Below are 24,667 nucleotides of genomic sequence, written 5' to 3'. Positions count from 1 at the left end.
ATAAATTTATACAGTGCTTGATGCAGGGAAAGAGAATCATGATAGAGCCCACTTCTCAGGTAGATCGACTGTCAGGTGATACGGTAAAAAAGAACAAAAAATCGTTCGAAATGCCGCATATCTACGTCATCTTGTTTGTGTTCATCGCCATTGCCGCCGTACTGACCTATATAGTTCCTGCGGGTCAGTATGATCGTGTGCCCGGCCCCAATGGTCGCACGACCATAGACCCCAGCTCCTACCAGGTAATCGAATCGACTCCGGTTGGCCCCGTCGACTTTATGCTGGCCATTCCCAAGGGATTGATGGATGCCGGCACTGTGGTGTTTTTCACCTTTATGATCGGCGGCATGTTCATGGTGCTGCGCCGCACCGGCATTATCGAAATCGGCGTCGACAAGCTCACTCGCCGCTTTGCCAACAACACCATAGTGATTATTCCGGTATTGATGACCACGTTTGCGGTGATCGCCACCCTTATCGGCACCCAGGAACTGGCGCTGGTGTATGTGCCCGTCATACTGCCGCTGATGATAGCGCTGCGTTTCGACTCCATCACCGCAGCCGGCGTGGCCCTCTGTGCCACTACTGCCGGCTTTGCCACCGGTATACTGAACCCCATTAATACCGGCCTGGGCCAACAGCTGGCCGATCTGCCTATCTACTCAGGCATGCTACTACGCGCCCTGGCGTTTGCCGTCATCTTGCTGGTCGGTATCTTTTATGTGACCCGCTATGCACTCAAGGTACGTAATAATCCAGAACTGAGCCTGATGGGCGATGATGCCAAGGAACAGGAAAAACGAAACCGGTATCTACACAGTGCCAGCGAGAAAACGCTTACCGCTACAACTCGTCAGAAATGGGCCTCTCTCGCCGCCTTCGGTTTCTTCGCATTACTGGTTTGGGGTGTAATGACCCGCGGCTGGTTCATGATGGAAATGGCCGGTCTGTTTGTCATCATGGGCGTGGTAGTCGGTCTGATTGCCGGTCTTAAAACCGAAGAAATCAGTGAAGGCTTCAACGAAGGTTTCCGAGACGTACTGGTCGGCGCCATGATTTGCGGTATCGCCCGAGCGGTGGCGGTAATATTGGAAGATGGTCAGATCATGGATACCCTGGTTTATAGCCTGGGTAACCTGGTAGGTGGCTTTCCAGCTATTTTCTCCGCTATTGGCATGTTTATCGCCCAACTCGGCTTTAACTTTGTCATCCCATCAGGCAGTGGCCAGGCACTGGTGACCATGCCCATTATGGCTCCGTTGGCAGACCTGGTTGGCGTGACTCGTCAAACCGCCGTACTGGCTTATCAGCTGGGTGATGGGCTGGGCAATATTCTATATCCGACTTCGGGTTACTTCATGGCGACTCTAGCCTTGGCCGGCGTGTCCTGGAACAAATGGGTCAAGTTCTTCCTGCCCCTGTTCGTAGTCTGGATTACCATTGCCATGGGCTTTCTGATTTTTGCTCAAGTCACCCAGTGGGTTGGCTAACTGAGTTATCATTATTTCACAAGGCCTCCTGCGGGAGGCCTTTTTAGTCGCTGGATGTGCGCACACCGGGGTCTGAACGAAACCTGTTCTCCTATAACTGCTTCGAACAAAAAGTATACCGACACTTTTTGCTCGAAGCAGTACGCCCTTTCCACTATAATCGTGCGCTTTAAATTTCCCGTGCTATCGCCGGGTGGTTAAACCGAGTAAGAGGGTATGCCCTGGTGATTAAGACGCCGTACTATCTCATCGATAAAGCCGCACTGCTGCGCAACATGGAGAAGATCGCCTATGTGCGTGAACACTCTGGAGCCAAGGCGCTGCTGGCGCTGAAATGTTTTGCCACCTGGTCGGTATTCGACCTGATGAGCCAATACATGGACGGCACCACTTCGTCCTCGCTAAACGAAGTCAAGCTCGGCAAACTCAAGTTTGCCGGCGAAACCCACGCCTACAGCGTGGCCTATGCCGACGACGAAATAGCCGAAGTGTTGGCCCACTCCGACAAGATTATTTTCAACTCCATTGGTCAGTTGGAACGGTTTGCCGATGAGTCGGCGGCGCATGTGCGCGGTTTGCGCTTAAACCCGGGCGTGTCCAGCTCTGCCTTTTTAATCGCCGACCCATCGCGCCCCTTTAGCCGTTTAGGCGAATGGGATGCCGACAAGGTGAGCCTGGTGCTCGACCAGATATCCGGTTTCATGATCCACAATAACTGCGAGAACAACGATTTTTCCTTGTTCGATCAGATGCTGACCGAAATAGAAAACAAATTTGGCAGCCTGCTGGAACAGCCGCAGATCAACTGGGTCAGCCTGGGGGGCGGCATTCACTTTACCGGTGATGGCTATCCGCTCGATCTCTTCTGTGCCCGCCTTAAGGCCTTTTCCGAACGCTACGGCGTGCAGCTGTATCTTGAGCCAGGTGAAGCGTCCATTACCATGACCACCTCGCTAGAAGTGACCGTGCTGGATACTCTCTACAATGGCAAACAACTGGCCATAGTGGACAGCTCGATTGAAGCGCACATGCTGGATCTACTGATTTATCGCGAGTCCGCCAAAATGGCGCCCAATAACGGCGAACATGAATACATGGTGTGCGGAAAATCCTGCCTGGCCGGCGATATTTTTGGTGAATTCAAGTTTGAGCAGCCGCTCAAGGTAGGTGATCGTTTGTCGTTTATCGACGCCGCCGGTTACACAATGGTAAAGAAAAACTGGTTCAATGGCGTGAAAATGCCCGCCATTGCCATACGTCAGCTCGACGGTAGTGTAGAGCTGGTTAAGGAGTTTAGTTTCGACGACTTTGTCAACAGCCTCTCTTGAGGCATTAATCAACCATAACAAAGCCTTTCAAGGAGGCGGTTAGAGGAAGAAAATGAAGAAAAATGTTCTGATTATTGGTGCCGGTGGTGTCGCCCAAGTCGTAGCACACAAGTGCGCGCAACATAATGATGTTCTGGGTAACATCCACATCGCCTCGCGCACTGTCGAAAAGTGTCAGCAGATTGTCGACAGCGTACGGGAAAAGGGCAGTTTGAAAACTGCCGGTGAATTGCAAGCTCACGCATTGGATGCGCTCGATATTGAAGCCACCAAGGCGTTGATTGACAAAACACAGTCGCAAATGGTGATCAATGTCGGTTCGGCTTTCATCAATATGTCGGTGCTGCAGGCGTGCATTGAAGCCGGTGTCGCTTACCTTGATACCGCTATTCACGAAGATCCGACCAAAATCTGCGAAAATCCACCCTGGTATGCCAACTACGAGTGGAAACGCAAGCAGCTGTGTGCCGACAAGGGCATTACCGCTATTTTGGGTGTAGGCTTCGATCCGGGCGTAGTGAATACCTATGCCGCCGCCGCCGTAAAAGAATATTTCGACAGCGTTGATTCCATCGACATCATCGACATCAACGCCGGCAGCCACGGCCGCTACTTTGCCACCAACTTCGACCCGGAAATCAACTTCCGTGAATTTACCGGTCGCGTCTGGTCATGGCAGAACCGCGAGTGGGTGCAGAACAAGATGTTCGAGGTGAAGCGCACCGACGATCTGCCGGTGGTAGGTAGCCAAACCAGCTACATGACCGGTCACGACGAAGTGCATTCACTGTCGCAAAATCTGGATGTGCCCAACGTGCGTTTCTGGATGGGCTTTGGTGAACACTACATCAACGTATTCACCATACTCAACAACTTGGGATTGCTGTCCGAGCAACCCGTAACGACCGCCGAAGGCCAGCAAGTGGTGCCCCTGAAAGTGGTTAAAGCCGTGCTGCCCGATCCGTCTTCACTGGCCCCCGACTACACCGGCAAAACCTGTATTGGCGATGTGGTCAAGGGTAAAAAAGACGGCAAGGACAAAGAAGTCTTTATCTATAACGTAGCCGACCATGAAGAAGCCTATGCCGAAGTAGGCAGCCAGGGGATTTCCTACACCGCCGGCGTACCACCGGTCGCGGCTGCCATGCTGATCGCCACTGGTGAGTGGGATGTATCGCGCATGGTCAACGTAGAAGAGCTGCCGCACCGTCCGTTTATCAATCTGTTGAATGAAATGGGTCTGCCAACGCGCATTAAAGACGAACAAGGCGATCGCCCGCTGAGCTTCTAAGCCCAGCCGCTTGATGATCAAAAAGGCCAGTCCACCGGACTGGCCTTTTTTATGCGTTGAAGCAACTTTAAGTCATAAAACTCAAAGAGCATTTTTTGCCACACCTCTTTACTACGAAAAGCACAGAAACCACGGACGAATAAAACAAATAGGTAGAGAGCCCTTATCTTGTCAGGCCGAAGTTATGACCCAGTAAACATTCGCCCTAATCTTTATCTTAACTTTCAGTGGGTTCCGTGGATTCCGTTGCGAAGATGTTTTTATTTTTTAGGAACTTTGCCGCCGATGGCCTGAGTGGCCTCCTGGGCAGCATCCATGACCTGCTGGCTCAAGTGATCTAACCGTTCGCGCTTCACGCGTACTGCGGGTCCGGAGATAGAGATAGCAGCGACCGCTTCGCCGTATTCGTTATAAATATTGGCGGCAATACAACGCAGACCTTCAAATTGCTCTTCATCGTCCAGCGAGTAGCCCTGTTGCTTGATAAGGCGCAATTCTTCGGCGAACTGTTCGGCATTGGTAATGGTATGGGCGGTAAATGCCTCCATCTCGGTTTTTTTGATGAGTGACATGACCTCTTTGGCCGGCACTACCGATAATAGCGCCTTGCCCACGCCAGATGCATGCAGTGGCGAACTGCTGCCCAGTGACACCACCATGCGCATGGTTTGCGGCGATTCCACCTGGCCCACATAGACTACTCGGTCTTTCTCTAGTATCGCCAGATTGGAGGTTTCGCCGGTATCCGCCACCAGGCGCTTCATAAAGGGCCGCGATTGAGCGATCACATCGCGCTTTTTCAGGTAGGCATTACCTACCGCAAAGGCATTCACGCCTATGCTCCACAACCCTTGCGTGTCGTCTACGTCCACAAAGTCGTGGCTGCGCAAGCTGTTCAGCAAGCGATGGGCAGTAGAAGGTGCCAACCCCAGGCTATTGGCCACCTCGGTAAGTGACATCCCCATATCGGAGGCGGCCAAACACTCAAGCAGCAATAACGCACGAGAAAGAGACTGCACTTGGGTACTGCTGCCCGTTTTGGCAGCTTTCGTTTTCTTATGTTTGATTTCTTCGGTCATGATATTGCCATGATCTGCAGAGAGTTAACGCCATTGTATGGCTATTTCGCCGCCAAGTCCTGCTTGTTTCTGAGTAACAAGGTGCGTTATCAAGCTGCGCTTAGAGATTTTTTGACAATTATGTAAATCGCAGACGAAAAAACAGCCGTTAAGCTGGTTTTTGAAGTGCTCGATGTTGCAGGATTCGAACCTGCGAAACACCCTCTCTGGCCCCGCTTACTCCCAAGACACGAGATGCGCTTAATACCGTGAAGGGTGAAGCGTAAAGGGGAAGAGTGCAGAGAGTGCGAGATACAAGGTCCAGCCCAGCAAGGGGCGGTGTTTGTCTTGGCTTGGTTTTGCCCTTCACTCTTTACGCATCACCCTTTACCTAAAATGCAGACGAAAAAAAGCCAGCTACTTGAGCTGGCTTTTTAATTGGTCGGCGTTGCAGGATTCGAACCTGCGACCCTCTGGTCCCAAACCAGATGCGCTACCAAGCTGCGCTAAACGCCGTTTTTAACTTTTTACTGCAAACCAGCTTCGCTGATTTTGGAATTGGTCGGCGTTGCAGGATTCGAACCTGCGACCCTCTGGTCCCAAACCAGATGCGCTACCAAGCTGCGCTAAACGCCGAAATTTACTCTTAACTCTTGAACTACCATCGGGTCGCACCCTCTGGTCCGCTTAATCCCAAAACACGAGATGCGATACCAAGCTGCGCTAAACGCCGTTTTAACTTTCTGCATTGTACTCCGTTAGAATACAATTACAACTCATTGAAGCAGTGGTGCGAAGGGGGGGACTTGAACCCCCACATCCATAGGACACTAACACCTGAAGCTAGCGCGTCTACCAATTCCGCCACCCTCGCATATTCTACTGCTTCCAGACCGAAGCCTGAAACTGGGGTGACCGACGGGGCTCGAACCCGCGACAACCGGAATCACAATCCGGGACTCTACCAACTGAGCTACGGTCACCATTTCAAATTTTTCTTTGTCCAACTGCATAGATGGCGCGCCCGACAGGATTCGAACCTGTGACCTCTGCCTCCGGAGGGCAGCGCTCTATCCAGCTGAGCTACGGGCGCTCGCATTTGGACGCTGCGAATACTAAGACCCAGCCCCCTTATTGTCCAGCACTTTTTCACAACAAAAGTGCGGGTGATGCATTTATCGGCAGTGTGGCTATTTTTTTATCTAGACTGACAACAGCTTGCTAGTTGAGTCATTGACTTATAGGTGAAAAGTCCTAAAATCCCACAAAATGAATGAACGTTCATTCATATACCTTTTTATCCTGATAACGGTAATGCTATGCCAGACAAACGCGAACGTATTTTAAGCTCCGCCGAGGCGTTGATCGCCCGCCGGGGGTTTCATGGCATCTCGATGCAACAGGTGGCAAAGCAGGCCAATGTGGCTATCGGTACCATTTATCGTTATTTCGCCGATAAAGAGACGCTACTACGCTGTTTGCATGAAGAACGTCTGCGTGGTGCATCTGCTGCTATCTTGCAAAATGTAGATGCCAAAGAACCAAACTATACTCAGTTTCGCCAGCTGTGGCTCAATACCATGCATCATTTACAGGCCAGCCCCGACAGCCTGTGCTATCGCGTGCAGTATGAAGCTTCTCCCCTGTTCAATCGGGAAGAAGAGCGGCAAATGGATGAGCGCTATTTTAAACCTGTGTATGAGTTCTTTGAATGCGGGCGCATCAACGGCTTGTTTCGCGATATGCCGGCCGAGCTGCTGGGCTTTTTGGCACTCGAAAATTTAATGCTGCTGACACAAAAATGCACCAAAGGGTGTATTGATCTCGATGACGCCCTGTATGAGCAACTACTTGATGCCAGCTGGAACGCCATTCTTAAACGTTAATTATTATAAAGTTGCGGGAGTAAACTAATGAAAAAATGGACTCTGTCCATGTTGTTGCTGGTGATCATCATCTTCGGCAGCGTCATCGGCTTTAACTTGTTCAAACAGAAGATGATGGGGCAATATTTTGCCAATATGCCGGTGCCGAGTTTCCCGGTGACCACCACTGAAATCACCTCTCAGGACTGGACGCCCCGCATTGCCGCCATTGGTTTTATCGAGCCGATTCAGGGCATTAATATCAGTAACGAATCTGCAGGCATAGTAAGAGCGATTCACTTTGAATCTGGCCAGCAAGTGAAGGCAGGCGACACCCTGCTGGAGTTTGATGCCGATGTAGAAAAGGCCAACTTGCGCAGTGCTCAAGGTCGTCTACCGGCGGTAAAAGCCAACCTGGAGCGGATGCGCCAGTTGTTTGCCCGCGGCTCTGTCTCTCGGGGTCAGCTGGATGATGCCCAGGCCAGCTACCAGGAACTGCTCGGCCAGGTTGATTCGCTGAAAGCCACCATAGCGCGTCGCACCGTGCTCGCACCGTTTGATGGTGTGATGGGGATTCGCAACGCCTTTTTGGGCCAGTATTTGAATGCCGGTACCGATATTGCCCGTCTGGAAGACATCAGCCAGTTTCGCATTCGCTTTACCATTCCCCAGACTCGCATCGCCGACATTGCCGTGGGTCAGTCACTGAATATCTTTGTGGATGCCTATCCCGAGACCCCCTTCGAAGGCGAAATCACCGCCATCGAGCCGCAAATCAATCCCGACTCGGGCGTGGTGCAGGTGCAGGCGAGCATTCCCAATAAGGAAGGCAAGTTGCGCTCCGGCATGTTCGCCAAGCTGGATGTGCAGCTACCCACCCAAACCGCACAGATTCTGGTGCCTCAGCAGGCCATCAACTTCACCCTCTATGGTCAAACCGTTTACGTGGTAGAAGAACAGCAACCTGAAGCAGGCAAGGAACAGGCAGCAGATGACACTGTGCTGGTGGCCACGCAACGAGTGATCGAAGTCGCCGAGCGTGAAGAAGACTATGCGCGCGTGATCAAGGGCCTGAAAGCGGGCGAAACCATAGTGACCTCGGGTCAGGTGCGGTTATCCAACGGCAGCCATGTTAAGCCGGTGGAAGACGACGCCCTCGACACGCCTGAGTCAGCGCCCCAGCTGTAAGCGGAGAATCTGATGCGTTTTACCGATATTTTTATTAAACGGCCGGTACTGGCCATTTCGATCAGCTTGCTGATCGTATTGCTGGGGTTGCAGGCACTGCAAAAAATGCAGGTGCGTGAATACCCCGAAATGACCAATACCGTTATCACCGTCAATACCGGCTATTTTGGCGCCAGCGCCGACTTGATCCAGGGCTTTATTACCCAGCCGCTGGAACAGGCTATCGCGCAGGCCGATAACATCGACTTTATGAGCTCCAGCAGCAGTAACGGCAGCTCCAGCATTACCGTGCAAATGAAGTTGAACACCGATTCCAATGCCGCCCTGTCCGATATTCTGGCCAGGGTGAACTCGGTGCGTTCGCAACTGCCACGCGAGGCAGAAGATCCCAGCCTGGAAATGACCACTGGCTCTTCTACTTCCATCATGTATATCTCTTTCAGCAGTGAAGAGCTGAATGCGCCCCAGATCAACGACTATCTGGAGCGGGTAATTCGACCGCAGTTTTACTCGGTAGACGGGGTGGCCAAGATCAACCTGTTTGGTGGTGCCAAGTTTGCGCTGCGTATCTGGCTGGATCCGCTGCGCATGGCAGCCCACCAGCTGACCGCACCCGAAGTCTTGTCGGTGCTGCAAGCCAACAACTACCAGGCAGCCGCAGGTCAGGCAACCGGTTATTTCATGCTGTATAACAGCGACATCAATACCCAGATAGAAAATGCCGAACAGCTGGAATCACTGGTGGTGGCCACCCGTGACGACGCCGTGGTGCGACTGCGTGACATTGCCCAGGTCTCACTGGAAAAAAGTCATGATGTAGTGCGTGCCCTGGCTGACGGCCAGTCTGCCGTGGTGATTGGTGTTGACCCTACGCCTTCCGCCAACCCGCTGAATGTGGCAGAAAACGTACGAACCATGTTGCCCGAACTTGAACGCAACATGCCCGACACCATCAAGATGAAGTTGCTGTATGACGCCACCGATGCCATTAACGAGTCTATTAGTGAGGTTATTAAAACCATACTGGAAGCCTCGCTGATCGTGGTTATCGTGATCACTCTGTTCCTGGGCTCGCTGCGGGCCGTGGTGATCCCGATTGTGACCATTCCGTTGTCGCTGATTGGGGTAGCCATCTTGATGAGCTCCTTTGGTTTCAGCATCAACCTGATGACGCTGCTGGCCATGGTGCTGGCCATCGGCCTGGTGGTGGATGATGCCATCGTGGTGGTGGAAAACGTCGACCGCCATATCAAGGCCGGGGAAACGCCCTACCGAGCCGCCATTATCGGTACTCGTGAGATTGCGGTGCCGGTGATTACCATGACCATTACTCTGGCCGCTGTGTATGCGCCGATAGCCCTGATGGACGGCATTACCGGTTCGTTATTTAAAGAGTTTGCGTTAACGCTGGCGGGGGCGGTATTTATCTCGGGCATAGTGGCCCTGACACTGTCGCCCATGATGTGCTCCAAGCTGCTTAAAGCCCACACCAACCCCAACCGCTTTGAGCGCGGCGTGGAAAACACCCTCGACAAGGTCACTCGCGGTTATACGCGCATGCTGGATGCGGTGCTGGCCAAGCGTCCGGTGGTGATCGCCTTTGCGGTCTTGGTATTTGCCTCCATGCCGGTGTTGTTCAGTTTTATTCCCAGCGAACTGGCTCCCAGTGAAGATCGCGGTGCCTTCTTGATGATGGCAAAAGCGCCCAACTCGGCCAACCTGGATTACATCGAGAACAACATGCGCAAAGCGGTAGAGGTGCTGAGCAAGGAAGATGCCCTGGCCACCTCGCTGACCATTGCCGGTGTGCCCAATGCCAACCAGGGGCTGGCGGTCGCCGTACTCAAGCCATGGAGTCAGCGTGACGGTCAAAAAGCCGTTATCGACAGGCTGACCCCCCAGCTGAAGGCCATACCGGCGGTGGCGATCAGTGCCTTCGAGTTCCCTGAGCTGCCGGGGGCGTCCAGCGGTTTGCCGGTGCAATATGTGCTGACCACACCCAACTCGTTTGAAAGCCTGTATGAAGTGGCGGCCGACGTGCTGAAAAAAGTCAGCCAAAGCCCGATGTTCGTCTACAGCGAGCTGGACCTGGCGTTTGACTCGGGCACCATGAAGATCAAGGTGAACCGGGACAAGGCCGGTGCTTACGGTATTACCATGCAGGATATCGCCATTACCCTGTCGACCATGATGAGTGACGGCTATATCAACCGTGTGGATCTGGATGGCCGCAGTTACGAGGTGATCCCGCAGGTGTATCGTAAAGACCGCCTCAACCCAGACTCCATCAAAGACTATTATGTGCGTGCCCACAATGGCGACATGGTGCCGCTGGCCAACCTGGTATCCATTACCATGGAAGCTCAGCCTCGTGCCCTGCCCCATTACAACCAGCTGAACTCGGCCACCATAGGTGCCGTGCTGACGCCGGGGGTATCCATGGGGGATGCCATCAACTTCCTGGAGCAGGATGTCTCGGCCAATCTGCCCAATGGTTATAACCACGATTATCTGGGTGGCGCCCGCCAGTTTGTGACCGAAGGCAACGCCTTGTACATGACCTTCCTGCTGGCCTTGTTCATCATCTTCCTGGTGCTGGCATCGCAGTTTGAAAGTGTGCGTGACCCTCTGGTGATCATGGTCTCGGTACCCCTGGCGATTTCCGGCGCCCTGATTGCCCTGGCATGGGGGCTGGCCAGCATGAACATTTATACTCAGGTGGGTCTGATCACCCTGGTCGGGATTATTACCAAGCACGGTATCTTGATGTGTGAGGTCGCCAAGGAAGAACAGCTTAATCACGGGCTGGACCGTACCGAAGCGATTCGGGTTGCCGCCCGCATTCGTTTGCGCGCCATTCTGATGACCACCGCCGCCATGGTGGCGGGCCTGATACCGCTGCTGTTTGCGGTGGGTGCCGGTGCCATTTCACGCTTTGGCATGGGGATTGTTATCGTGTCTGGCCTGAGTATCGGTACCCTGTTTACCTTGTTTGTGTTGCCGGTGATTTATACCTTCATCGCCTCCCATCACAAGCCACTGCCGGAGTTTGATGAAGATCAGGCTCCCAAGGTGCTGGATAGCCATTAGCCGCTGTTGAAAAAGGCCGTTGATCTGGCTGGAACGTCATAAGGTGAAAAAGGGCTGCTGATGCAGCCCTTTTTATTGGCTAAAAAATAAATCGCTGTTTATCGTACACTGACGGCTGATAACAAAGGGATATGTCAGGAGAGCAAGATGATGTGGATACTGTTATTTGGCCTGGCCATTGGAGCTGTCTTGCTGGTAGTACACCAGGGGCGCAATCAAACCGATATCAGCCTGCGCTTGCAACGACTGGAGGCGGACAATCAACAGCTGCGCCAGCGCGTACAGGTGCTGGAAGAGCTGGTACTGGAAAAAGAAAAACAACGCCCGTTTGATGAACTGAAATAAACAGCCTTGCGCTCTACCCCTCACTTCTTGCGGTTGGGCTTGCCCCGGCCTGCTGCTGTGCCTAGACTGCCTTTTTGCCCTTGCGCGGGCCTACTCGGCAAATGAAGCAGCACATGAAAAATCAAAGAAAAGCCTATATTTACGGCCTGGGTGCCGTTGCTTGCTGGTCTACCGTGGCCACGGCATTCAAACTCTCGCTGGGTTATTTTTCGCCGGCGCAGTTATTGCTGGTCGCCACCTTTACGTCTTCACTCTTGCTGCTGGGCATTCTGGCCTGGCAGGGCAAGCTTTCCTTGCTGGGCAGCACCTTCAAGTCACGCCCCGGTTACTACCTGCTGCTGGGACTGATTAATCCCACCCTGTATTATCTGGTGCTGTTTCAGGCCTACGACCGGCTGCCGGCCCAGCAGGCGCAAACCCTCAATTACACCTGGGCCATTACCCTTACCCTGCTGGCGGTGCCTTTTCTGGGACAGACCATTCGCCGGCAAGACTGGATAGCCATACTGCTGGGCTATCTGGGCGCCATGGTCATTGCCACCAAAGGCGATTTACTGAGCCTGAACTTTGAAGATCCGACAGGGGTGGCGCTGGCGCTGTTTTCTACCCTGCTGTGGGCCGGTTACTGGATTTTGAATACTCGCCATCAAGGAGATGCTCTGATCACCCTGACTTTGGGCTTCTTGCTGGCCCTACCGCTGGTGGTGGTGGCTACCGCGCTTTGGTCCGACTTTCAATTAACCGCCTGGCAAGGCTGGGTGGGTGCCATTTATGTCGGCTTGTTTGAGATGGGCTTCGCCTTTGTGCTGTGGCTGCTGGCCATGCGTTATGCCGAAAATACCGCCCGCATCTCCAATCTGATTTTTATTTCCCCCTTCGTGTCGCTGTTGTTGCTGCGCTTTTTAGTGGGCGAAGAAATTTATCCGGCGACTCTGGTAGGGCTGTCGATGATAGTGGCGGCACTCTTGATCCAGCAGTTGAAACTGCGCCCCGCCAAACCCCTGGAGTCATGAGAATCTCCCGTTTGCTAACCGCTGGCCGGCAGAGTAAAGTGAATCCATTGCAAACCGTATACGAAATTCAATGAGTCGAGCGCCCTATAAAACACTCACCCAGTCGGTGGTGGAAATACTGCGAGCCCGCATTTTAAAAGGCGAGCTGAGTGCCGGCGCGCCGCTGCGCCAGGACACATTGGCCCAGGAGCTTAACGTAAGCCGGGTACCGGTGCGCGAGGCGCTGATTCAGCTGGAAGTGCAAGGGCTGGTACGTTTTGAAGCCCATCGTGGCGCCGTGGTCACCAAGCTGGATCCCGAGGCGATAGACGAGCTGTTTTATCTGCGCGCCATGCTCGAAAGCGACATGCTGTTTCATGCCTGTGACCGGTTAACCGAAGCCGACTTGCAACAGGCCGAACAGATCTTGGCCGAGTTTGACCAGATAGTGGAAACCAGCAGCCATATTGAACGCTGGAGCGAGCTGAACCGTCGTTTTCACACCGCGCTCTATGGCCCGGCACAACGGCCACGCACGCTGGCACTGGTCGAGCAAATCAACCTCAGCTGTGACCGCTATATTCAGCTGGAGCTGCTTAAATCTCGCCAGGGCATTATGACCGCCGAACGAGAGCATACCCAGTTGCTGCAACTGTGCCGGGCACGACGCAAATTTGAAGCCGCCGCCTTGTTGAAACAGCACATAGAAGCGGCGGGTCAGTCCATCAAGCAATTACTTCATTCTCGCTAAGGAGCCCCCATGACCCATGCCCATCGCCTGGCGGCCGTTCGCCGCAGCATGGCCGAACAAGGCGTTAATGCCTTTATCGTGCCTCACGACGACGAACATTTAGGTGAATATATTCCGCCCTATGCCGAACGGCTGGACTGGATCAGTGGCTTTACCGGTTCGGCCGGTGCAGCCGTGGTGCTGGCCGACAAGGCAGCCGTGTTCGTCGATGGCCGCTACACGGTGCAGGTTCGCCACCAGTGCGACCCGTCGCTGTTTGATTACCATCATCTGATTAGCGAACCGTATCTGGACTGGCTGCTGGCCGAACTGAAGGCCGGCGACACCGTCGGCTTTGACCCTAAATTGCACAGCCAGCACTGGCATCAGAGTGCCCAGGCAAAACTGGCCGCGCACAATATTACCCTGGTGCCCCTTGCCAGCAACCTGATTGACCAGCACTGGCAGGATCGCCCCACGCCTAGCAGCCATCCGGCATTGTTACTTAGCCAGGACTACAGTGGCCAGCACAGCGAAGCCAAACGCAGCCGCATTGCCGACACCCTGGCCGCCCGGCACCTTGATGCCCAGCTGCTGACTCAGGCCGAGCCCATCAACTGGCTGCTGAACATTCGCGGTCGCGACATAGCTTGCTTGCCGGTGGTGCTGAGCTTTGCCTTGCTGCATCAAGATGGCGCCGTACAGCTGTTTGCCGACCCGGCCAAATTTGCCGACCTCGACTTGCAGGCCCATTGTGGCCAAAACGTCAGCTTACTGGCGGTTGAGGAATTAGCCGGCGAACTGCAAGCCCTGGGTAAAAAACAGGCCCGGGTGCAGCTTGATCCCCATACCGCCAACGCCTGGAGCGCACTCATGCTGAGTGAGGCCGGTGCCGAGCTGGTGTTTGCCGAAGACCCCTGCATGCTGCCCAAAGCCTGCAAGAATCCGGTAGAAGTGAATGGCAGTCGTGCCGCACACCTGCGCGATGGCGCCGCCGTCAGCCGCTTTCTGGCCTGGCTGGATCGCCGCCTGGATGAACCGCATCCAGAACGTGAAGACGAAGGCACCCTGGCCGACAAGCTGCAAAGCCTGCGCGCCGAACTGCCGGAATTCGTTGAACCCAGTTTCAGTACCATTTCCGCCCTGGGGCCCAATGCCGCCATGTGCCACTACCATCACGACAACGGCACGCCACGCACTCTGGGCCAGGATGCCATCTACCTGGTGGACTCCGGTGGCCAATACCTCGACGGCACCACCGACATTACCCGCACCGTGGCCGTGGGCGAACCCGATGCAGAAATGCGCAAGCTGTTCACCCTGGTACTAAAGGGTCATATCGACCTGGCCTGTGCCCGTTTTCCGGCCGGTACCGGTGGCCAGCAACTCGACGCCCTGGCGCGCATGCCATTGTGGCAACAGGGCTATAACTTCGACCATGGCACCGGCCATGGCGTGGGGCATTACCTGAGCGTACACGAAGGGCCGCAACGCATTTCGCCCAAGGGCAGCATGGTGGCGCTGACCACCGGCATGATAGTGTCTAACGAGCCGGGTTATTATCGTGAAGACGGCTTTGGCATTCGCTGTGAAAACCTGCAAGTAGTGCAGCCGGCCGACATAGATGGCGATATTCCGGTGTTCGAGTTTGAAACCCTGACCTTTGTGCCCTTCGACCGCCGTTTGATTGATAGCCACTGGCTCGAAGACAAGCACATTGGCTGGCTAAACCAGTATCACCGCCAGGTATGGGAAAACATCAGCCCCCGGCTTGAGGGTGATGACCTCGCCTGGTTGGAACAGGCGACCCGACCGATATAAGGCCTGTTGGGCGGTAATTTGCCGCCCCTTGCTAAAATTCGGTAAACTGCCTGCGAATATTGTCGCTTGAGTATGGTCTTGAACGACAACCTATTAACCGGATTGATTTATGCCACTAGTTCATAACTACCGAACCTTGCTGCAGCGCCTGCCTACGCTGGCCATCAATGCCAAGCAGATGGACATTCTGCACTCAGCCCAAGACTTTAAACAACGATTGCTGGAATTGATAGGCGCCGCTCAACAGCGCATCTATCTGGTTGCGCTTTATTTGCAGGATGATGCCGCCGGTCGGGAAATTCTTACCGCGCTTTATGAAGCCAAACAGGCCAACCCTGCGCTGGATATTCGTCTGTTTGTCGATTTTCACCGGGCTCAGCGCGGTCTGATTGGCCATAAAGGCCAGGGCGGCAACCACAAGATGTATCAAGAGTTTGCCGAACGTTATGCCGAGCCGGTCAATATTTATGGTGTACCGGTAAAAGGCCGGGAAGTATTGGGGGTATTGCACCTCAAGGGATTCGTGTTTGACGATACGCTGCTGTATTCCGGCGCCAGCCTCAATGATATTTATCTGCATCAGCAAGAGCGTTATCGCTTCGATCGCTACCATCAATTTAACGATGCCAAATTGGCCGATGCCATGGTCGACTACATGACGCGTCTGTTTATCGACAATCCCGCGGTCCCCCTGCTGACGGCCGAGCCTATCCCTACATCGCGCCAGCTACGCCAGGTGATTCGCCAGTTTAAACAGCAAATGAAGCGCACCCAGTATCAATTTACCAGCAGCCCCCGCCAATCGGGCCAGGTTGCGGTGACACCACTGGCAGGCCTTGGCAAACTGGGCAACCGCCTGAACCGCACCATTCGCACCACGGTGCGCAGCGCACGGCAGCAGCTGTTTATCTGCACTCCCTATTTCAACCTGCCCAAGCCCCTGGCTAAAGATATCCGTGGCCTGCTGAAAAAAGGCGTAGAAGTCACCCTGGTGATTGGCGACAAAACCGCCAACGATTTTTATATACCGCCCGAACAGCCCTTTCGCACCATAGGCGGCCTGCCCTATTTATATGAAACCAATCTGCGCCGTTTTGCCCGAGCCCACCAAACCTCGATTTATCAGGGCAAGCTGAACATCATGCTGTGGCGTCACGATCGTAATTCCTATCATCTTAAAGGGCTGTTTGTGGATGACGATCTGGCGATTATCACCGGTAATAATCTCAACCCCCGCGCCTGGGGGCTGGATTTGGAAAACGGCCTCTTGCTGCAAGATCCCGAGCAATTGCTACAGCCCGACTTTGCGGCAGAAAGAACCAATATTCTTGAGCATTGCCAGCGCATCGAACACTTCTCGGAGATTGAAGAAGTAGCCGATTATCCGGCTCCGGTGCAACGCCTGCTCAAACGCGTACAGCGCACCCGCGCCAATGTCCTGTTGAAGAGACTGCTGTAGACAAAGCCGTACGTTTTACGCTGTACGCCATCAGTCAAAACGACACCGAGCTCTCAGAGTTCGGTGTTTTTCTTTAACTTACCGCGTACCGCTGCTCTTACTGCCCTTTTAATTCCGGCTTTGCTATTCTCTGTATATATTTACAGGGTGGGGCCGTTATGAATCTGGACAAAATGTCCCTGAGTCTGCTCAAGGGCGTGGGCGACAAAATGCTGGAAAAACTGCACCGGCTGGGGCTGGAAACGGTGCAGGACCTGTTGTTTCATCTGCCGCTGCGCTACGAAGATCGCACCCAGGTTTATCCCATTGCCGGACTGATGCCGGGCATGCATGTGTCTGTGGTCGGCGAGATTGTCGACAGCAATATCAGCTATGGTCGCAAACGCATGCTGCTGTGCCGCATCCGTGACGACAGCGGCAGCCTGACGCTGCGCTTTTTCAACTTTGCGGCCGCACAAAAGAATACCCTCACCGCCGGCACCCGCATTCGCGCCTTTGGTGAAATTCGCCCCGGTCAGCACGGTCTGGAAATCATCCACCCGGAATACAGCCTGCAGCAGGGTGAGCAGCCGGTTGCCAGCGAAACCTGCTTCACTCCCGTCTACGGAGCCACCGAAGGCTTGCGCCAAATCAGCCTGCGCCAACTCACCGATCAGGCTCTCGCCCTGCTGAGCCAGACCCCCTTGCAGGAATGGCTACCCGCCGGCCTGTACGACCGGCAAATGGGCTTGAATGAGGCGGTGCAACTACTGCATCGCCCACCGGCCGAGGTGGTGCTGTTCGAACTCGAGCAAGGCACTCATCCCGCCCAGCAGCGACTGGTGATGGAAGAGCTGCTGGCCCATAACCTGTCGGTGCTCAAGGTAAGAGAGCAGAGCCAGGCACATCAGGCTCGTAGCCTGAGCTACCCACAATCATTAGTCGATGATTTTCTGGCACAGTTGCCTTTCTCACCCACAGGCGCCCAGCAGCGGGTAGTGGCAGACATTAATGCCGACCTGCAGAAAAACGTACCCATGATGCGGCTGGTGCAGGGGGATGTGGGATCGGGTAAAACCCTGGTGGCTGCGCTGGCGGCCTTGCAGGTGATCGGCAATCAGGGTCAGGTGGCACTGATGGCCCCCACCGAATTGCTGGCCGAGCAACATGCCAATAATTTTGCCGCCTGGCTGGCTCCCTTGGGGATTCAGGTGGGCTGGCTGGCGGGCAAGGTCAAGGGCAAGGCTCGGGCCGAACAGCTGGAGCGGCTGGCCAGTGGTGAGCTGGGCATGATAGTGGGCACCCATGCGCTGTTTCAGGAACAGGTGCAGTTTAATGCCCTGGAGCTGGTGATTATCGATGAGCAACACCGCTTTGGGGTACATCAACGCCTGGCACTGCGCGAAAAAGGCAGCCAGGGAGCATTTTATCCGCACCAATTGATCATGACCGCCACGCCTATCCCCCGTACTCTGGCCATGACCGCCTACGCGGATCTCGACACCTCCATCATTGACGAGCTGCCCCCGGGGCGTACGCCGGTCACCACGGTGGCGATGCCGGATACCCGTCGCGACGACATCGTCGCCCGCGTGCGCGAAGTGTGCCGCGATCAAGGACGCCAGGCCTACTGGGTATGTACCCTGATTGATGAGTCTGAGGTGCTGGAGTGTCAGGCGGCAGAAGACACCGCCACCGAGCTGACCGCCCAGTTGCCTGAGCTCAAGATCGGTCTGGTACACGGTCGCATGAAGGCCGCAGAAAAACAGGCGGTGATGGCGGATTTTAAAGCCGGCAAGCTGGACTTGCTGGTGGCCACCACTGTCATCGAAGTGGGCGTGGATGTGCCCAATGCCTCCTTGATGATTATCGAAAACCCGGAGCGGCTGGGCCTGGCTCAGCTGCACCAGTTGCGTGGCCGCGTCGGTCGTGGCGCCGTGGCCTCCCACTGCGTGTTGCTCTATCACGCCCCTCTCACCAAGACTGCCAGCCAGCGCCTGGGCGTGCTGCGCGATACCAACGACGGCTTTATTATTGCCCAGAAAGATCTGGAAATTCGTGGTCCCGGTGAGCTGCTGGGCACCCGGCAAACCGGACTGGCGGACCTGAAAATTGCCGATTTGATCCGTGATCAGCATCTACTGCCCGAAATACAGCGCCTGGCCCGTTACCTGGTAGACGCACACCCGCACGTCGTCGCCCCCCTCATTCGCCGCTGGCTGGGCGAGCGGGATCAGTACGGCAAAGTCTGAAAACACAGCGCCGAGCGCCCGACACCAGACGCTCGGCTAAAGAAAAATAAAAGCGAGAGACAGTGCATTTTTTGCCACGGAATCCACAGAAACCACGGACGAAGAGCCACAAGACAAGAACGAAAAGGCATATTTCTTATAAGATCCTGCCAATACATCGCCCGCTTTTTCTCTTGGTGTTTTCTTTCCGTGGATTCCGTGGCGAGAAGTCTTTAGTCTGTAAGGGGTTTTTTGCTACGCAAACGATCGAACTTTAAAGGTATTTTCATGAAGAAGCTGGCCAGATATTTGGTGGTGTTGGTATTGGTGCTGCTGCTGGCCGGCTGGCTGCTGCTAAGTGTGTTTGATGCCAACCAGCTGAAAAAGCCGGTGCTGGGCTGGCTGAACGAGCACACCGACATCAACCTCACGGTAGGCAATCTGGAGTTTAATCCGCTGCATCCCTACACCCTGCTGGCCGAGGATGTGCAGTTGGGGGAGTGGTTTCGTGCTCGTCAGGTCTATGTGCAGCTGGCCACGCTGTCGCCCTTGTCCGGGCACACGCGCATTGCCACCCTCGATATTATTGACGCCAAATTACAGCTGGATAACGCCACCGAGCTGGCGTTGCCGGATAACCTTGCCAATATCACCGTCGATGAACTGAACAGCAAAAACGTCAGCCTCAGCTGGCAAGGCTGGGAGGCCAAAGGGGCCGACCTCACCATAAGACACTGGCAACCCAGACGCGAGGGCAACTGGCAGTGGTGGTCTGATTTTACCCTGAACGGCCAGCTGCGACAGCTGACTCACCCCAACCTGGCCATGGCGCAACTGACCTTCAATGGCCAGCTTGCACGCCAACAACTGCAACTGACACGCCTGCAAAGTCGACTGTTCGACGGCCTGTTTGACGGCGGCTTGACGTTCGACCTCCCCGGGCAGGAAGTCACCCTGAATGCCCCCTCTTTTAGCCATAACCGACTGCAATTCGATCAATTACCGCAGCTGGCCTCCGGCTGGACGCTGCTGCTCAATCGCGCCCAGCTTGAAGAGGTAAGCATTACCAGCCCCGGGCTGACCAGTAACGGCATCAAGGGCGAGCTTCGTTATCTGGAATGGCAGGCAGGCGGCCTGCCCGAGGCCAGAGGAAAGTGGCACGCCGATGAAGCCGTGCTGGACTGGCTGCGCCTGGGTGAACACAGTGGCGAGCTGCTGAGCAGCCGTGAGCAACTGGGTCTGACTCTTAACGGCAAGGCCTATGAGGGCACCTTTAGCAGCGAACTGCGCTGGCTTCCTCAGCAGGCTCGGTTAGACATAGACACACTGGAGTTGCAGGGCAACAAATTTGTCTGGCTGCCTGATTTGTATTGGCCCACGCCCGATGTGCGCCTTCATAAACTCAATATCAGTCAGGCTGAGCTGCTCTCTCTGGACGACGCCCTGCCGTTATCGATATTGGGCGGAAAACTGTTTGTGGCAGACCTGGCCTGGTCTGCCGGGCAGTGGCGCCCGTTAAGCGAACAGGCCCGGCTGGAAGCCCGCTGGGATGAAGTGGCCTTTAACAGCCTGATTGCACGCCAGGGCCAGGCCAAGGCTCGCCTGAATGATACGGATCTGACCATAGAGCAACTGACTACAGAAGCATTGGATGGCCAGCTGTCGGTGAGCGGTCACATTGGCCGCTACCCGCCCTACCTTGGCAAAGTACGACTGGAAGGACAGTCACTGGCCTTAAGGCCGCTGAGCCGTTGGTTACAGGGCGATCGTGGGTTTTCCGGTACTGTTGATATTAATGCCGCTCTCAGTGGCGAGCTGCAACAGGCCAACAGCTGGCAGGGACAGTTATCGATAGACGGCCGGGATATCTTTATTGAAAAAGTCGGCCTGGATACCTGGCTGAAAACCCGGCTGGCCGAAGATTATCGTCGCGCCAAAGCCGTCGATCCCGCTTTGGCGGCGCTGGACCTTAACCAGAGTGATGGTTTTATCTATCAGGCAAAACTGGCCGGGCCGGTGAACCAGGGTCGCTGGCAGCTTGACGGCAGTGCAGTGCAAAGTGTGCGTCACCTGCTTGCCCTGCGTGGTGACCTGGATTTTGCCGGGGGCTGGCAGCTGCAGTTGGGCGTCATTAACGATCAGGGCTGCCGCGAGCTGGCAGTCCATCTTGCCGACACCTGGCGCGCCCCCAGCCTCACCTTGCAGCAACCCAGGCTCGCTACGCCCTGCAAGCCCTGGTATCAGGGGGCCGTGCCTTACCCCGACGCCGGCCTGCCCGGCCGCCTGATAGACGCGGTACGCAAGCTGGGTGATGGGAGCAGCGCCGAGCGCTAAGCGCAACATTAAGGTGTGGTAGGTCGATTGCAATCGACCTTGCAAAAGGCCGCAGCCCGAAGGGCCTCAGTGCGGCAAAATAACGTAACGGCTGTTAAAGATGGCCGCCTTTTGTTCGCCGCTGTACAGAATCACTTCAAGGTCTATGCGCACCCGTTCACCGGCTTGCAGCGGCAATAATTGCTCGCGTAATCGCCCCTGCACTTCGGCGGTGGGTTCGTCCCACACCGGAGTTAGGTACTTGATGTCACCACTGCCCTGCACTATGTCGCCATTCAGCCCGAATTCCTGCATTTGCAGCCAGATCAAGCCCCAGCCGGTCAGCACGCACTGGCTGTAAATACTGCCCGCAAACATGGACTCGTGCATATTGAGGTTGGCGGTCAGATTACCCTTGGTTTTGAAGCGACTGCCGGTGTATTGAATAATCTTGATGCCCATTTTTTCGCTGATGGGAATACGTCTGTGCCAGCTACGCTGCAAATCATCACACAATTCGGGGCAATGACGAATCTGGTGGATGGAGGTCAACGCCTTGATCATTTGCCGATGGGGGATTTTGCCGAAGCTGATGGGGCCTTCGCCCACCACCGTAAAACCACAGCGGCCATAAAAGGATACCGCCTCTTCCCGGGCATTCATGACCAGTCGCCGCGCCCCTTGCTGGCGTGCGACCTGCTCGAGTGCCTGCACCATACGCGTACCCAGTCCACGATCCCGGCAGTCGGGCACCACCGCCATGAAACGAATTTGCGCTTCATCGCCGCTCACATACAGGCGCCCGACGGCGACCAGGTTGCCGGTGTTATCCACCATCATGCGATGCAGGGCATATTCATCAAACTCGTCTCGTTCCGAGCCCCTGGGTTGCTGCCAGGGCTTGCGCAGCAGTTGCCAACGCAGTTGATAGTAAGATTCGAGTTCCGCTTCCGTTTGCGGGGTGACCACACGGTACATGGCCTGCTCCTGTTAACATTATTTAAAGGGTCTGCCCTCTTGTGAGAACAGACAAATAGGCGTTATGGCTGGGATCTGTTGAATGGCGACGTTAGATCAGGCTTGCAGCCAGAAGGTAACCGGACCGTCGTTAACCAGGCTCACCTGCATATCGGCAGCAAAACGCCCGGTTGCCGTCGTGACTCCCTGCCGCTGCGCCGCCGACACAAAATATCGATACCAGGTGTCGGCATCGGCAGGGCTGGCACCACCCGAAAAACTGGGCCGCAAACCACTGTTGGTGTCGGCAACCAGCGTGAATTGTGATACTACCAACAAGCTGCCTCCCGCCTGTACCACATTCAGGTTCATCTTGCCGGCCTCGTCACTGAACACCCGATAGCCAAGCACCTTGCGCAGTAGTTTGTCGGCATTGGCCTGCTGGTCGTTACGCTCTACGCCCAGCAGCACCAACAGGCCCGGGCCAATGGCACCCACTGTTTCATCATTGACCATGACCGACGCCGAACTGACTCGCTGAATCAGCGCTATCATGATTGCGTCAGCTCCTTTGCCATGTAATCGGTCGCCTTGATCAGCGCATCTATAATACTCGGTTCGAAGGCGGAATGTCCGGCTCCCGGTACAATTTGCAACATTAATTCGGGCCAGTGCGTCGCCAGATCGGTGGCGGCCGCAGGTTTGCAAATAGCATCGTATCGACCATGTACCAGAATCGCGGGCAGATGACGCAACTTGCCAAGCTGACGAATAATATAGTTTTCGTCTATAAAGCAATTATTTATAAAGTAATGACATTCTATTCTCGCCAACGCCAGAGCAGCATGGGCTTCGCCATAATGCTCCTGGGCATCGACTCTGGGTAGCAAGGTAGAAATGCGTCCTTCCCAAATAGCCCAGGCCCGAGCCGCATTCAGCCGCGCCAGTTCGTTATTGCTGGTCAGCAGACGATAATAATGGGTCAGCAGGTGCCGGGTATCCCCCTCCAGCGGGGCGATGAAGTCCTGATAGTAATCGGGAAACAGCTGAGCCGCCCCCCCATCGGGCTGATACAGCCAGTGCAAATCTTGCTGTCGGGCCAGAAACAGGCCGCGCAGCACCAAGCCACGCACCCGCTCGCTATGCTCAATGGCATAGCACAGCGCCAGGGTGGACCCCCAGGAGCCGCCAAATACCAGCCAGGATTCCACACCCAGGGTCTCGCGGATCTGTTCCATATCCGCAATCAGCGCCTGGGTATGGTTATCGGCGAGCTCGGCATGAGGTTCCGACTGGCCGGCGCCCCGCTGGTCGAAGAGGATAATGCGATAGCATTCGGGATCGAAAAAACGCCTGTGTTCATCACTGATGCCCGCTCCTGGTCCGCCATGAAGCAGGATAACGGGAATGCCCAGCGGGTTGCCGCTTTCTTCCACATACAGACGATGGCGTTCCGTTACCGATAACCACTGCTGCTGATAAGCACCAATACTGGGATACAGGGTTCTCATTAATCTATCTCCTCATCGGCATCGGGATTCATATCTTCAAAGCGTTCGCCACGCAGGCGCTCGTACTCGCCCAACCCTGCGGTTATTTCGGCTCCCAGCAGCGCGACCATCCAGCTGAGGTACACCCAGATAAATATAATAGGTATCGTCGCCAGGGTACCGTAAATGGCTTCGTAGGATGGAAACTGCACAATATAAAACGCAAAGGCTCGCTTCGCTATTTCAAATAATAGCCCTGCAACCAGGGCACCGCAGATAGCATGGCTAAAGCGAACCCGGGTATTGGGCACCACCATATAAAAAACAACAAACATCAAGGTAGAGAGTATAAAGGGAAAGATGGATAACAGCTGTTCACCCAGCCCCAGTACGTCATTCTCAAATACCTGAATGGTAGTAATGTAAGAGGTCAGCACCAGGCTGGCACCCACCAGTATCGGCCCCAGGGTCAAGATCATCCAGTAAGTGGCAAAGGCCACCGACACCCGCCGCTTTTCGGACACCCGCCAGATGTAATTGAAGTTCTGATCGATGGCAGAAATCAATAACATGGCGGTAAATGCCAGTGCCGCCACCCCTACCGCCGTGGTTTTGGAGGCATTATTGACAAAGCTTTGAATTTTTTCCTGCACCACATCGCCAGCGGCAGGCACAAAATTGGTAAACACGAAGTTCTGAATGGTTTCCCTGAGTTCCGCAAACATGGGGAAAGCCGACATCATGGCAAACACCACCGCCAGCATGGGCACCAGCGACAGCAGAGTGATATAAGCCAGGTAACCCGCCGTCACCTTGAGTCGATCGTTTTGTATTCGCGTCAGCAGAAAGCCGACAAAATCCCGACCATGCTCGCGAATAAAATGCAGCCGATGAGCAATCTGCGCGATAGCCTGATTCATGAGGACCTCAATTCATCCATAAATGTTTCTTATTGTGGCAAATTAACCTCATACAGTGCCAGTCGGATATGTTTCGGGCATCAACCTGGCTCACAGAAACAGTAAAAGCCCGACGTG

Annotated in this window: 18 protein-coding genes and 5 tRNA genes; 13 read left to right on the top strand and 10 right to left on the bottom strand. The window is 54.8% G+C overall.

Going from position 1 to position 24,667, the window contains the following annotated elements; genetic code table 11:
• The first annotated feature begins 38 nt into the window (after positions 1 to 38).
• The 3 genes from IEW52_RS08445 (at position 39) to IEW52_RS08435 (ending at position 4,112) form a co-directional block, all read left to right on the top strand.
• Complete coding sequence (locus IEW52_RS08445; RefSeq protein ID WP_229667859.1) at positions 39 to 1,493, top strand: YfcC family protein; 1,455 nt, start codon at positions 39 to 41, stop codon at positions 1,491 to 1,493.
• 224 nt (positions 1,494 to 1,717) lie between these two features.
• Entirely contained in the window at positions 1,718 to 2,821 is a 1,104-nt protein-coding gene (locus IEW52_RS08440) for a carboxynorspermidine decarboxylase (protein ID WP_188629624.1), read from the top strand.
• Positions 2,822 to 2,873: 52 nt separating this feature from the next.
• Positions 2,874 to 4,112, top strand: a complete 1,239-nt coding sequence (locus tag IEW52_RS08435) for a saccharopine dehydrogenase family protein (protein ID WP_188629623.1) — start codon at positions 2,874 to 2,876, stop codon at positions 4,110 to 4,112.
• Positions 4,113 to 4,372: 260 nt separating this feature from the next.
• Here the strand turns inward: IEW52_RS08435 and IEW52_RS08430 are convergent, their stop codons facing one another.
• The 6 genes from IEW52_RS08430 to IEW52_RS08405 form a co-directional block, all read right to left on the bottom strand.
• Positions 4,373 to 5,191 (bottom strand): IclR family transcriptional regulator, encoded by an 819-nt coding sequence (locus IEW52_RS08430; protein WP_188629622.1) that lies wholly within the window; start codon positions 5,189 to 5,191, stop codon positions 4,373 to 4,375.
• A gap of 418 nt (positions 5,192 to 5,609) precedes the next feature.
• Positions 5,610 to 5,686 (bottom strand) — tRNA-Pro (locus IEW52_RS08425).
• Positions 5,687 to 5,729: 43 nt separating this feature from the next.
• A tRNA-Pro gene (locus IEW52_RS08420) sits at positions 5,730 to 5,806 on the bottom strand.
• Between the two features lie 152 nt (positions 5,807 to 5,958).
• A tRNA-Leu gene (locus tag IEW52_RS08415) sits at positions 5,959 to 6,044 on the bottom strand.
• A gap of 33 nt (positions 6,045 to 6,077) precedes the next feature.
• Positions 6,078 to 6,153: transfer RNA gene (locus IEW52_RS08410), tRNA-His, on the bottom strand.
• A 33-nt stretch (positions 6,154 to 6,186) separates the two neighbouring features.
• Positions 6,187 to 6,263 (bottom strand) — tRNA-Arg (locus IEW52_RS08405).
• Positions 6,264 to 6,489: 226 nt separating this feature from the next.
• Here IEW52_RS08405 and IEW52_RS15915 point away from each other — a divergent pair.
• The 10 genes from IEW52_RS15915 (at position 6,490) to IEW52_RS08355 (ending at position 21,204) form a co-directional block, all read left to right on the top strand.
• A complete protein-coding gene (locus IEW52_RS15915) occupies positions 6,490 to 7,056 on the top strand; it encodes a TetR/AcrR family transcriptional regulator (RefSeq protein ID WP_188629621.1) in 567 nt (188 codons plus the stop codon).
• 27 nt (positions 7,057 to 7,083) lie between these two features.
• Positions 7,084 to 8,223 (top strand): efflux RND transporter periplasmic adaptor subunit, encoded by a 1,140-nt coding sequence (locus IEW52_RS08395; protein WP_188629620.1) that lies wholly within the window; start codon positions 7,084 to 7,086, stop codon positions 8,221 to 8,223.
• A gap of 12 nt (positions 8,224 to 8,235) precedes the next feature.
• Positions 8,236 to 11,313 carry a multidrug efflux RND transporter permease subunit gene (locus IEW52_RS08390; RefSeq protein ID WP_188629619.1) on the top strand — a complete coding sequence of 1,026 codons (3,078 nt, stop codon included), beginning with the start codon at positions 8,236 to 8,238 and terminating at the stop codon, positions 11,311 to 11,313.
• 147 nt (positions 11,314 to 11,460) lie between these two features.
• Positions 11,461 to 11,658 (top strand): hypothetical protein, encoded by a 198-nt coding sequence (locus IEW52_RS08385; RefSeq protein WP_188629618.1) that lies wholly within the window; start codon positions 11,461 to 11,463, stop codon positions 11,656 to 11,658.
• Positions 11,659 to 11,771: 113 nt separating this feature from the next.
• Entirely contained in the window at positions 11,772 to 12,671 is a 900-nt protein-coding gene (locus IEW52_RS08380) for a DMT family transporter (RefSeq protein WP_188629617.1), read from the top strand.
• Between the two features lie 70 nt (positions 12,672 to 12,741).
• A complete protein-coding gene (locus IEW52_RS08375; protein ID WP_188629616.1) occupies positions 12,742 to 13,401 on the top strand; it encodes a GntR family transcriptional regulator in 660 nt (219 codons plus the stop codon).
• Positions 13,402 to 13,410: 9 nt separating this feature from the next.
• Positions 13,411 to 15,201 carry an aminopeptidase P family protein gene (locus IEW52_RS08370; protein WP_188629615.1) on the top strand — a complete coding sequence of 597 codons (1,791 nt, stop codon included), beginning with the start codon at positions 13,411 to 13,413 and terminating at the stop codon, positions 15,199 to 15,201.
• Positions 15,202 to 15,310: 109 nt separating this feature from the next.
• Positions 15,311 to 16,660: a CDP-diacylglycerol--serine O-phosphatidyltransferase gene (pssA, locus tag IEW52_RS08365; protein WP_188629614.1), complete on the top strand. Its 1,350-nt coding sequence runs from the start codon at positions 15,311 to 15,313 to the stop codon at positions 16,658 to 16,660.
• A 158-nt stretch (positions 16,661 to 16,818) separates the two neighbouring features.
• Positions 16,819 to 18,891, top strand: coding sequence for an ATP-dependent DNA helicase RecG (gene recG / locus IEW52_RS08360; protein WP_188629613.1), 2,073 nt, complete (start codon positions 16,819 to 16,821; stop codon positions 18,889 to 18,891).
• Positions 18,892 to 19,158: 267 nt separating this feature from the next.
• Complete coding sequence (locus tag IEW52_RS08355) at positions 19,159 to 21,204, top strand: AsmA family protein (protein WP_188629612.1); 2,046 nt, start codon at positions 19,159 to 19,161, stop codon at positions 21,202 to 21,204.
• 66 nt (positions 21,205 to 21,270) lie between these two features.
• Here the strand turns inward: IEW52_RS08355 and IEW52_RS08350 are convergent, their stop codons facing one another.
• From IEW52_RS08350 to IEW52_RS08335, 4 genes are all read right to left on the bottom strand, one after another.
• Positions 21,271 to 22,161, bottom strand: coding sequence for a bifunctional GNAT family N-acetyltransferase/hotdog fold thioesterase (locus IEW52_RS08350; protein WP_188629611.1), 891 nt, complete (start codon positions 22,159 to 22,161; stop codon positions 21,271 to 21,273).
• A 96-nt stretch (positions 22,162 to 22,257) separates the two neighbouring features.
• The gene (gene dtd / locus IEW52_RS08345; protein WP_188629610.1) at positions 22,258 to 22,695 is read right to left on the bottom strand and encodes a D-aminoacyl-tRNA deacylase; all 438 of its coding nucleotides are present in this window, start codon (positions 22,693 to 22,695) and stop codon (positions 22,258 to 22,260) included.
• Entirely contained in the window at positions 22,692 to 23,651 is a 960-nt protein-coding gene (gene pip / locus IEW52_RS08340; protein WP_188629609.1) for a prolyl aminopeptidase, read from the bottom strand. The genes dtd and pip overlap by 4 nt, the downstream gene beginning before the upstream one ends.
• A complete protein-coding gene (locus IEW52_RS08335) occupies positions 23,651 to 24,550 on the bottom strand; it encodes a virulence factor BrkB family protein (protein WP_188629608.1) in 900 nt (299 codons plus the stop codon). The genes pip and IEW52_RS08335 overlap by 1 nt, the downstream gene beginning before the upstream one ends.
• Positions 24,551 to 24,667: the final 117 nt, after the last annotated feature.

Source organism: Oceanisphaera marina (genome assembly GCF_014643915.1).
Lineage (GTDB): Bacteria > Pseudomonadota > Gammaproteobacteria > Enterobacterales > Aeromonadaceae > Oceanimonas > Oceanimonas marina.
Note: the sequence above shows the minus strand (reverse complement) of the source record. Positions and strands in the feature narration are given on the sequence as shown.

Coding starts and splice junctions, on each gene's coding strand:
- IEW52_RS08445 (WP_229667859.1), top strand. CDS start 39: ATGATAGAGCCCACTTCTCAGGTAGATCGACTGTCAGGTGATACGGTA.
- IEW52_RS08435 (WP_188629623.1), top strand. CDS start 2,874: ATGAAGAAAAATGTTCTGATTATTGGTGCCGGTGGTGTCGCCCAAGTC.
- IEW52_RS08430 (WP_188629622.1), bottom strand. CDS start 5,191: ATGACCGAAGAAATCAAACATAAGAAAACGAAAGCTGCCAAAACGGGC.
- IEW52_RS15915 (WP_188629621.1), top strand. CDS start 6,490: ATGCCAGACAAACGCGAACGTATTTTAAGCTCCGCCGAGGCGTTGATC.
- IEW52_RS08395 (WP_188629620.1), top strand. CDS start 7,084: ATGAAAAAATGGACTCTGTCCATGTTGTTGCTGGTGATCATCATCTTC.
- IEW52_RS08390 (WP_188629619.1), top strand. CDS start 8,236: ATGCGTTTTACCGATATTTTTATTAAACGGCCGGTACTGGCCATTTCG.
- IEW52_RS08385 (WP_188629618.1), top strand. CDS start 11,461: ATGATGTGGATACTGTTATTTGGCCTGGCCATTGGAGCTGTCTTGCTG.
- IEW52_RS08380 (WP_188629617.1), top strand. CDS start 11,772: ATGAAAAATCAAAGAAAAGCCTATATTTACGGCCTGGGTGCCGTTGCT.
- IEW52_RS08375 (WP_188629616.1), top strand. CDS start 12,742: ATGAGTCGAGCGCCCTATAAAACACTCACCCAGTCGGTGGTGGAAATA.
- IEW52_RS08370 (WP_188629615.1), top strand. CDS start 13,411: ATGACCCATGCCCATCGCCTGGCGGCCGTTCGCCGCAGCATGGCCGAA.
- pssA (WP_188629614.1), top strand. CDS start 15,311: ATGCCACTAGTTCATAACTACCGAACCTTGCTGCAGCGCCTGCCTACG.
- recG (WP_188629613.1), top strand. CDS start 16,819: ATGAATCTGGACAAAATGTCCCTGAGTCTGCTCAAGGGCGTGGGCGAC.
- IEW52_RS08355 (WP_188629612.1), top strand. CDS start 19,159: ATGAAGAAGCTGGCCAGATATTTGGTGGTGTTGGTATTGGTGCTGCTG.
- IEW52_RS08350 (WP_188629611.1), bottom strand. CDS start 22,161: ATGTACCGTGTGGTCACCCCGCAAACGGAAGCGGAACTCGAATCTTAC.
- dtd (WP_188629610.1), bottom strand. CDS start 22,695: ATGATAGCGCTGATTCAGCGAGTCAGTTCGGCGTCGGTCATGGTCAAT.
- pip (WP_188629609.1), bottom strand. CDS start 23,651: ATGAGAACCCTGTATCCCAGTATTGGTGCTTATCAGCAGCAGTGGTTA.
- IEW52_RS08335 (WP_188629608.1), bottom strand. CDS start 24,550: ATGAATCAGGCTATCGCGCAGATTGCTCATCGGCTGCATTTTATTCGC.